The organism is Bacteroides sp. RTP31139st1_H2_RTP31139_211217, assembly GCF_040227615.1.
GTDB lineage: Bacteria > Bacteroidota > Bacteroidia > Bacteroidales > Bacteroidaceae > Bacteroides > Bacteroides uniformis.
The window spans coordinates 2,741-11,500 of sequence record NZ_JBCNZM010000155.1 but is presented as its reverse complement, the minus strand read 5'-3'; the positions used below and the strand labels follow the sequence as shown (position 1 = coordinate 11,500).

The 8,760-nt window shown below is 47.9% G+C and carries 7 protein-coding genes and 1 tRNA gene; 1 reads left to right on the top strand and 7 read right to left on the bottom strand.

Annotated elements, in window-relative coordinates:
- Nucleotides 1–117: 117 nt before the first annotated feature.
- From ABUA47_RS19530 to ABUA47_RS19510, 5 genes are all read right to left on the bottom strand, one after another.
- Complete coding sequence (locus tag ABUA47_RS19530; RefSeq protein WP_005831673.1) at nt 118–2,655, bottom strand: beta-mannosidase; 2,538 nt, start codon at nt 2,653–2,655, stop codon at nt 118–120.
- A 447-nt stretch (nt 2,656–3,102) separates the two neighbouring features.
- Nucleotides 3,103–3,190, bottom strand: a tRNA-Ser gene (locus ABUA47_RS19525).
- Nucleotides 3,191–3,317: 127 nt separating this feature from the next.
- Nucleotides 3,318–4,274, bottom strand: a complete 957-nt coding sequence (locus ABUA47_RS19520; RefSeq protein WP_005831677.1) for an ABC transporter permease — start codon at nt 4,272–4,274, stop codon at nt 3,318–3,320.
- Entirely contained in the window at nt 4,267–5,010 is a 744-nt protein-coding gene (locus tag ABUA47_RS19515) for an ABC transporter ATP-binding protein (protein ID WP_349831921.1), read from the bottom strand. The genes ABUA47_RS19520 and ABUA47_RS19515 overlap by 8 nt, the downstream gene beginning before the upstream one ends.
- 2 nt (nt 5,011–5,012) lie before the next feature.
- The gene (locus tag ABUA47_RS19510; protein ID WP_005831683.1) at nt 5,013–6,158 is read right to left on the bottom strand and encodes an NEW3 domain-containing protein; all 1,146 of its coding nucleotides are present in this window, start codon (nt 6,156–6,158) and stop codon (nt 5,013–5,015) included.
- Nucleotides 6,159–6,346: 188 nt separating this feature from the next.
- On the opposite strand from ABUA47_RS19510, the gene ABUA47_RS19505 reads away from it, so the two are divergent.
- Complete coding sequence (locus ABUA47_RS19505; RefSeq protein ID WP_005831685.1) at nt 6,347–7,402, top strand: winged helix DNA-binding domain-containing protein; 1,056 nt, start codon at nt 6,347–6,349, stop codon at nt 7,400–7,402.
- A gap of 6 nt (nt 7,403–7,408) precedes the next feature.
- Here the strand turns inward: ABUA47_RS19505 and ABUA47_RS19500 are convergent, their stop codons facing one another.
- The gene (locus ABUA47_RS19500) at nt 7,409–8,485 is read right to left on the bottom strand and encodes an alpha/beta hydrolase (protein ID WP_008664986.1); all 1,077 of its coding nucleotides are present in this window, start codon (nt 8,483–8,485) and stop codon (nt 7,409–7,411) included.
- Between the two features lie 29 nt (nt 8,486–8,514).
- Nucleotides 8,515–8,760 (bottom strand): flavodoxin (locus ABUA47_RS19495; protein ID WP_349831919.1); only part of this gene is annotated, 246 nt, incomplete at its 5' end.

Sequence of the window (8,760 nt, the reverse complement as noted above, 5' to 3'; positions counted from 1 at the left end):
ACCATAGACATTAAAAAAGAAAACAACTAAATCTCCTGAAAACACATTTTTCAACATCTCAATGAGAAGCGGAGTAACATTTCAATATGTTGCTCCGCTTTGTTTTTCCATAACTTATCAGAATTCATTGTTCAAGCAAGTCAGCCTCAACGAAGCGTTGAACGCTTCGGCAGACAATCGCGTCCTGACCTGTACCTGCACGCTGCTCTTCGGCTGGACATCAAAATAATTGTCGCTATATACACTTTCATTGTCAGCAACGGACAAGCATACGGCACGGGCAAACTTGTCTGTTGATACCGTCACTTCATATCCGCCTTCAATGGAACGGACTTCGGTCTGCAAATCCACTTTCGGATAATTCATATTCTTCTGCTTGTCCAGACAGTAGTTGTTATGGTACACCCTGCCCGATTTGTCCGTATAGTCTACGCGGACATATACCGTTCCTCTATCTGCCCCCTCCAGCAGCTTGGCAAGCGGTGCGGAAAAACAGACACGGCTGTCATTACCGGAAATGCCGACAGATTTGTCCCAGTGATAAACCACAGTGCCGTCGAACCGGCAGACCTGGAGCTGCAGCCGGCCGGAAGTATTCTCCAAGCGGTCGGACACTGCATATACTTTCAAATCATCCCCCTCCACTACCGGAGAAATCAGGATGTCATCATAGACCTTGCGAGTATAATAGTGCTGCGCCTTCCAGCGTCCGTAATAGTCACGGCTCGCCCAGGAAGCTACGGGCCAACAGTCGTTGTGCTGCCAGAAAAGCGTCCCCATATTATACGGCATCTGGCGGCGGTGCGACTCGATGGCCGTCTTGATGGCATCTCCCTGCAGCACATGGTTCATATAAAGGAATGCCCGGAAATCACGCGGCTTTTTATATTCATTCAATAGGTAAGTCTCAATCAGCCCGTTGGCATGGTCGCCACCACGCTGATGGGACATCATCACCTCGGAACGTATATCCCAGTCTTCGGGGTAAGGAGCATAGCGCTTGACGGAGTCGAACTCTGGAAAAGACTGAAAGCCGTACTCGCTGAAAAAGCGGGATTTCTCGCTGTCATAATCGGAAATGGGTGCTTTACCATGCCAGACACTCCAATAGTGACGGTCCCCGTCAGTAGTACCGGACATCTCTCCCTCGAATGCGAACGGAGAAGAAGGCCAATAGAAGGTTCCGGGTGCATACTCCCTGACCACCCCGGGTAAGGTGACATGATACTGCTGCCGGTACTGTGCCCAAATCTTGTCGGCATATTCCTTGTTCTGCCGTTCTATCTCGCACTTCCAGCCCCAGCCCAGCCAGGCATCCTGGCATTCATTGTTTCCACACCACAAAGCAATGCAGGCATGATTGCGCAAACGTTTCACATTGTCCACCGCCTCCTGATGGATATTATCGAGCAGGGCGCCTTCTGCCGGATACATGCTGCAGGCAAACATAAAGTCCTGCCAAATCATAATTCCATGCTCATCACACAAATCATAGAAGACATCGTTCTCATAGATACCTCCGCCCCAGACACGCAACATATTCATGTTTACACCGGCGGCATCGAGAATCGTCCTTTTATAATTCTCGGGAGTGACGCGCGGCAGGAAGTTATCCGAAGGGATGTAATTGGCTCCTTTGGCAAAAACCGGACGCCCGTTCAGCTCTATATAGAAAGTATGCCCGTCCTTATCCGGCTGATGCACCACCTTCAAAGAGCGTATGCCCACCCTTTCGGTTTTAGAGTCCAACAATTCCCCGCCTGCAATGATATCCGTACGGAAACGGTAAAGGAAAGGCTCCCCCAGTCCATTACTCCACCACAGCTTCGGCTTGTGAAGGACGAAATCAACGGTCACCCGATTGGTGCCTCGCTTCAAATCCGCTTGCCACTCGCCAAGCACTCTTCCGGTAGCCTCGTCTGTTATCGTGACCAGCACTCCGTCCATATCCTTATCGGCATCCAGCTCCACATGTCCGGCAATCACGGCCCTGCCTGCACCGACTTCCTTCTGCTCGATAAACACATCGTTGATTCTCAAATCGCTCCAAGCCCTGATATACACCGGACGCCAGATGCCGGAGGTAACCAGACGTGGGCCCCAGTCCCAGCCATAATGATAACCCGCCTTACGGGCAAAAATGCTTATCTTCTTGTTGAACAAGCCTCCGTTTTCAGACTGGTCATTGGATGCCGGATACTGGTAAGGAAGTGCATCCCATTTGGGGACGTCTATCTTTACCGGCGAATGGAAGTACACCTTCAATATATTATTCTCCTCCCTGATGTACTGCCTAACGGGGATAGACCAGCGGCGAAACATATTGTCCGCTTTCAGTATACATTCATCATTCAAATAAACGTCAGCGTAAGTATCCAGCCCCTCGAACACAAGCTCCATATTCTCTTTCCGCATCATGTCGGCAGCAAGAGTAAAGCAAGTTTCATAAACCCAGTCTTCCTTGTCAATCCATTGCAATCCCCGTTCGTTCAACCGGAAAAACGGGTCTTCAATAATCTTGTTCTGCAGTAAGTCCGTGTGGACTACTCCCGGAACTGTAGCCGGATACCAATTGGTCAGTCTCGCCTGCCGGAATTTCCAGCCTTCATGAAGGTTCTTTACCGCTGTTTTTAGTTTCATACGAGTGTGTTTCATAGTTTTCTTTGACTACTCTAAATTACGGATAGACAAAAATACGACATTCAAAGGATACTTTATAATATCTTCTTAACGAAACATGATACAATCCCGTACACACCTACCGGGTCAGCGTCGCTGCACATCTGCTGCAGTGTGACTGCAAACGTGTTGCAGCGCTACTGCATATATGCTGCAGTGACACTGCATATGTGTTGCAGCGCCACTGCAAAGCTGAATGCAGTAGCACTGCAAAAAGCATGCACTTGCTTTGCAGTGGCAATGCATTATCCCATCGCCTTATTATGAAAGGAGATGTCATCCAGCTTTCATTATCTATAATTAATTTACAAAGACATAGTTTCCAAGTCTTTCAAAGCAAACGGAGTACAAGCAAAAAAGGTCTACAAATCATAGATTTGTAGACCTTTACCCGCTAGTTTTCCATCTTATTCAGAACTGTTGCGGAGAGAGGGGGATTCGAACCCCCGATACCCTTTAGGGGTATACACGCTTTCCAGGCGTGCCTCTTCAACCACTCGAGCACCTCTCCTTGTTCGGGGCGCAAAAGTAAGGGAAGTTTTTGGAATTACCAAATGTTCGGGCAAATAATATTAAAAGTCCGTTCAAGCAACCAATGCCGGAACGGACTTTCAACACTCAATAAAACATACTTATCATTACCGTGATCTGACTTCCCGTCTCATGAATATGACATACGAAAGAGCAAAACAGATGACAGTAGCTGCAATCAGTCCGGTGAGCTGCGGCCACACCACCAAAAGACTCTGTCCCAATGGCAGCGGACTGGGAATGGCCCCCTGAACCTGCTCCATAGTAAGCGGCCCCAAACTTCTGACGGAAGGCATCAGCAGCGTTGTGGTCGCCTCATTGAACAGTTCGCTAGGTGCCAGACGCATCAGACCGAGAATAAATTTCTGGTAACTGACTATCTGATAAGGAGATGCCAGCTGCGAAGGGCTCAATGCCTTGGCAACCAGATTGACAATCATCGTATAGAACACGCTGAAAAACAACCATACCGCCACCGAAGCCAATGCCGAGGTGGCCGCCTGACGGAAGCAAAGCGAAAACAGAATGGCCAGATTCAGCCAGAATGCCACATAGAACACACTGATTATGAGAAAGAATACAATCCTCCAAAATTCTTCTGCTGTGGGAGGAATGCCTATCGCTATCAACCCGCAGCCCATTACGAGGAATCCCAGTACAAACAGCATGATACCTATCACAATCAATGCAGCCACGAACTTGGCATTGATAATGCAATCACGATGAACAGGCTGTGACAGCATACGGCTCAACGTCCCCTTGTTCTGTTCCGAATTTATAGCATCGAATCCCAGCGCAATCCCCAACAACGGCCCCAGAAAGTTGATAAACTGCACAAAAGAAGGCAATGTGCCATCCGAGGCTGTGAATAACTTCAAGAAAAGGAACGAACCGTCCGGGTCATTGGGCTTGATGGCGGCACCTATGTTGGTAAGCGAGGTATAGAGTGAGCCCATGCACGTAAGCAAAATGATTCCCATCAAGATAATGAACCGCCAACTTTTCACATGGTCGGATATTTCCTTGTTGACGACTACCCGAAAAGGATAATTGACTTTATTCATGCCTTTCTCCTCCTTCCTCCATATAATGGTTATAAATATCAGACAATTCCTGATGCTTGTCCTTCAAATCAGACATATCAATCAAGGTGACCAGCTTCCCACTGTTGAACAGTCCCACGCGGTCGCAAACTTTCTGCACCTGGTCCAGGTGGTGGGAAGAGAACAAGACGGTCAGTCCCTCCTTCCGGCTCAACTGCCTAATGAGCTCGATGAACTCCTGAACACCGGCAGGGTCTATTCCCGAAGTAGGTTCTTCCAGGATTATAATTTCCGGATTTTTGATAAGCACGTCTGCCAACCCCAATCGCTGGCGCATACCGCGCGAATATTTCCCGGTCTTCTTTTTCATCTGTCCGGCAAGCCCCACATGCTCCATCAGCTCCAGCGCCTTGACTTTCGCTTCGGCATCCGAAATGCCATTGAGACGCGCAGTATATATAAGGTTTTCCGAACCGGTCATGTCATCATAAAACCCCACATCTTCGGGCAGATAGCCTATTTTCCGCTTTACCTCGATAGGATGCCTGGTAGAGTCGATACCGCAAATCTCCACAGAGCCGGAAGTGGGTTCCGTCAGCCCCAGCATCATCAGGATGGTAGTTGACTTGCCGGCGCCGTTTGGCCCCAATAATCCGAAAATCTCCCCTTTACGAATAGTCAGGCAAATGCGGTCTACGGCAGTGAAGCGCCCATACTGCTTGGTCAAGTCTGTCAATGCAATCACTCGCTCGTCCATGCTCACCTCCTTCCATATTTACGGAACAGATAGCATACGGCACCTATGGCAACGATTATTATCAAAACGCCCACCCATCCCCATATCATCGGGGTTTTCACGGCAATGCGGAATTGGGCGTCTGTATTCACTTCAGGAGTTTTGGCCGTCATGGTAGCCACATAATCTCCGGGCAATGCCTTTTTGGATGCTTTCATGGTAGCTACGACATTGGCCGTTTCCCCCGCCTTCAGCATATCAATCTTCGAAGGCTCAAAAGACACTTCCCAGTCCACGGGCTTATTGGCAGAAAGCTGGATATCTTTCAACAATGAAGAACCGGTATTCCGAACCACCAACTCGATACGCTTCACATCTCCCGCTGTGATTTCGGTACTCAACAATCCTCTGGGCGTGGACAATTCCATCTCGTAGGAACCCGTGACAACAACTTCCAGCTCCAAGTCGGCAGAAGTCGTACCGGTAGCCGCACGTACCGGAATCTTGTAATTGCCGGCTTCCACATTGGCGGGAGGGACAATCTCTATACTCACATTCTGGCTACTGTTCGCTTCCACCTGGGCAGAAGTGGCCTGCTTATAGTTAGGCTTGAACACGACACTCCAGCCTCTGGGGGCATTGGCCATCAGCGCATACAGCTGCTGGTCGGCCGTCTGGTTTTTCAAAGTGGCATTGAAGGTAAAGGTGGACTTGGAATTGCCCTGCATATTGGGCTGGTCGGTAGTGAACTCGGTCTGGTAAGTTCCTTTCTGGGCCACGACCACCTCCAACGGCAGTTTGGTTTCTCCGGCAAATACTGTGAAATGATAACTTCCTTTATTTACTTTTAGAGGAACTTCCACTTTCAAATTGAACGTTTTCTTTTCCTTGGACAGTACAGAAAGCTGGCTGAGGGTCCAGCCGCCTGACTTGATTTCATGCTTCCAACTGCCCGGCAATCCGCTGACCGAGAGATTTGCATTTGTAACCCTGTCCGTGTTGTTAATCAAATCAATGCTGTAATCAATGGACGCTCCGGGCGTCACGGAAATTTTTGTGTAAGGAGTGTACAGAATTATGCTTCCAGATTCATCGGCATGTACACGATTTAAGGGAAAGGCTCCCAACAAAATAACTAACAATAAAATACAATTTGTTCTCATAGTCATAAAAAAGTTCTTATGGTTGTTTAATTATGAATATTTTCCAAATTTGTGTGTTGCAAAAATAAAAGATAGCTATATTAGTAGCTGTTAAAAGAAACAAAAGAATATAATTGCGGACACGATATACCCTGCGATGACCTGCTTTTCTTATCTTTGCGATTCCTATTGATACAAACGAATACCATACCGACATGAGAATCCCTGAAATACGCTTACAGAACCAGCAACTGTCCACTCCACTCTTCGGCCACCCGAAAGAACTGATCTCCTGGATGGGCGCCATGCAGGCACAAGACTATACAATGGTGAAATGGGCCGTAGGTATGCGGCTGAAGTCACCGGGAATTCAAGCCGTGGAAAAAGCCCTGCATCAAGGGGAAATACTGAGAACCCACGTAATGCGTCCCACATGGCACCTGGTAGCAGCAGAAGACATTCGTTGGATGCTGAAACTCTCTGCACAACGCATCAAATCCGCCAATGATTCTTATGCAAAAGGACATGGTCTGGAAATCACGGAACAGCAATATGACAGAAGCCATACCGTACTTGGGAATATCCTCAGCGGGAAGCGAAGCCTGACGAAACAAGAGATTGCGGAACATTTTGAACGTTCGGGACTGCTTGCAGACAACTACCACATGACCCGCTTTATGTCGCGTGCCGAAGTCGAAGGAATTGTGTGCAGCGGAGAATGCCATGGACGGCAACACACCTATGCCCTTCTGGACGAAAGAGTTCCACCTACCCCCGAACTGACGAAAGAAGAAGCGCTGGCCCGCCTGGCTACAGCCTATTTCCGCAGCCATGCCCCCGCTACCCTGCAAGACTTCTCCTGGTGGTCTGGTTTGCCTTTAACGGAAGCAAGGCAAGCCATTTCTCTGATAGAACCGGAACTGATGTCCGAACAATGGAACAGCCAGACATGGTACATCCATGACTCCTGCCGGACATCTGGAAAGGCGACCGGTAACCTGCACCTTCTTCCCTCCTACGACGAATACCTGATAGGATACAAGGACCGGACGGACGTCCTACCCAAAGAGGACTATTCCAAAGCTTTCACCAACAACGGATTGTTCTTTCCGGTACTTCTCTATAAGGGGCATGTAGTAGGAAATTGGAACAAGGCGTCCAAGAAAAAAGAAATCTTCCCGGAGCATTCGCTTTTCCGGAAAGACATCTGCCTGAAAGAGGAGTTGCTGAACCAGGCTAAAGAAAAGTACGTCCGGTTCCTAACACATTAAAGGCGGTCATCGAAGATTTTCATTGAAGAATCTCTCTATTTTGCCGAATGGAATTACCTCTATATTGTCATACAAGTCTACATGGTTTGCACCGGGAATAATCAGCAGTTCCTTATTATCACCCTGCAACTTTTTAAAAGCATCTTCACTGAAATAACGTGAATGGGCCTTCTCACCGTGCAGCATCAACACTGCACTACGGATTTCATCACTATATGAAAGGATAGGCATATTGATGAACGAAAGCGGTGAAGTCTTGTTCCATCCGTGGTTAGAGTTGAGTGACCGCTTATGATAGCCGCGCGGTGTTTTATAATAGGCATGGTAGTCCTTCACAAATTGTGGAGCATCGGCAGGCAACGGGTCTACTACACCTCCTCCAAGAGCAAATGTACCGTTTCTATAATCCTCCGTACGCTGAGCATTAAGCTGGCGCCGCAATTCATGCCGTGCATCGGCATTCATAGAATCGAAATAACCGTTAGCATTGACCCGGCTCATGTCGTACATGGTTACCGTAACTGTAGCCTTGATGCGAGTATCGATAGCCGCTGCATTAAGCGCCATGCCTCCCCATCCACAAATACCGAGAATGCCGATGCGCTCTGCATCTACATCGTCACGGGTGGAAAGATAATCGACCGCTGCACTGAAATCTTCCGTATTGATGTCCGGCGAAGCCACATAACGGGGCTGGCCGCTACTTTCTCCCGTATAGGATGGATCGAAAGCAATCGTCAGGAATCCACGTTCTGCCAATGTCTGCGCATACAAGCCCGAAGCTTGTTCCTTCACGGCACCAAATGGGCCACTGATGGCAATGGCAGGCAATTTACCCGTCACATTCTTGGGTACATACAAATCGGCGGCAAGTGTAATGCCGTAACGGTTGTGGAAAGTTATCTTTTTATGGTCTACTTTATCACTCTGTGGGAATGTCTTGTCCCACTCTTGAGTCAGATTCAAATTCTCTTCCATAAATTTATTATCATTATTAGGATTATTTTCTGTTGCAGACAAATGTCCTGCAGCACAAAGGCTAATAACCATCGCCGCACATATGTTTTTTACCATGTTCTTCATCTCTACTTCTTTAAGTTTCGGTTGGAAATTCATTTCTTAATCCATTGCTTGACAGTTTCCCGGCTCGCTCCATTCAGCAGCCTGCCTTTTCCCCAGTTTATGCCGGGGTAATTCGTCTGCAATTCCTTTTCTGCATTAGAAATACTGCTGCTTCCCGAAGTGGCGAATGGAATAACCGTTTTACCTGCAAAATCACCGCTTTCTATAAATGTATTGATGATTCTTGGAGCCAAATTCCACCAAATAGGAAAACCTATATAAATGGTATCATACTC

Coding starts and splice junctions, on each gene's coding strand:
- ABUA47_RS19505 (WP_005831685.1), top strand. CDS start 6,347: ATGAGAATCCCTGAAATACGCTTACAGAACCAGCAACTGTCCACTCCA.
- ABUA47_RS19520 (WP_005831677.1), bottom strand. CDS start 4,274: ATGAATAAAGTCAATTATCCTTTTCGGGTAGTCGTCAACAAGGAAATA.
- ABUA47_RS19500 (WP_008664986.1), bottom strand. CDS start 8,485: ATGAAGAACATGGTAAAAAACATATGTGCGGCGATGGTTATTAGCCTT.
- ABUA47_RS19510 (WP_005831683.1), bottom strand. CDS start 6,158: ATGACTATGAGAACAAATTGTATTTTATTGTTAGTTATTTTGTTGGGA.
- ABUA47_RS19530 (WP_005831673.1), bottom strand. CDS start 2,655: ATGAAACACACTCGTATGAAACTAAAAACAGCGGTAAAGAACCTTCAT.
- ABUA47_RS19515 (WP_349831921.1), bottom strand. CDS start 5,010: ATGGACGAGCGAGTGATTGCATTGACAGACTTGACCAAGCAGTATGGG.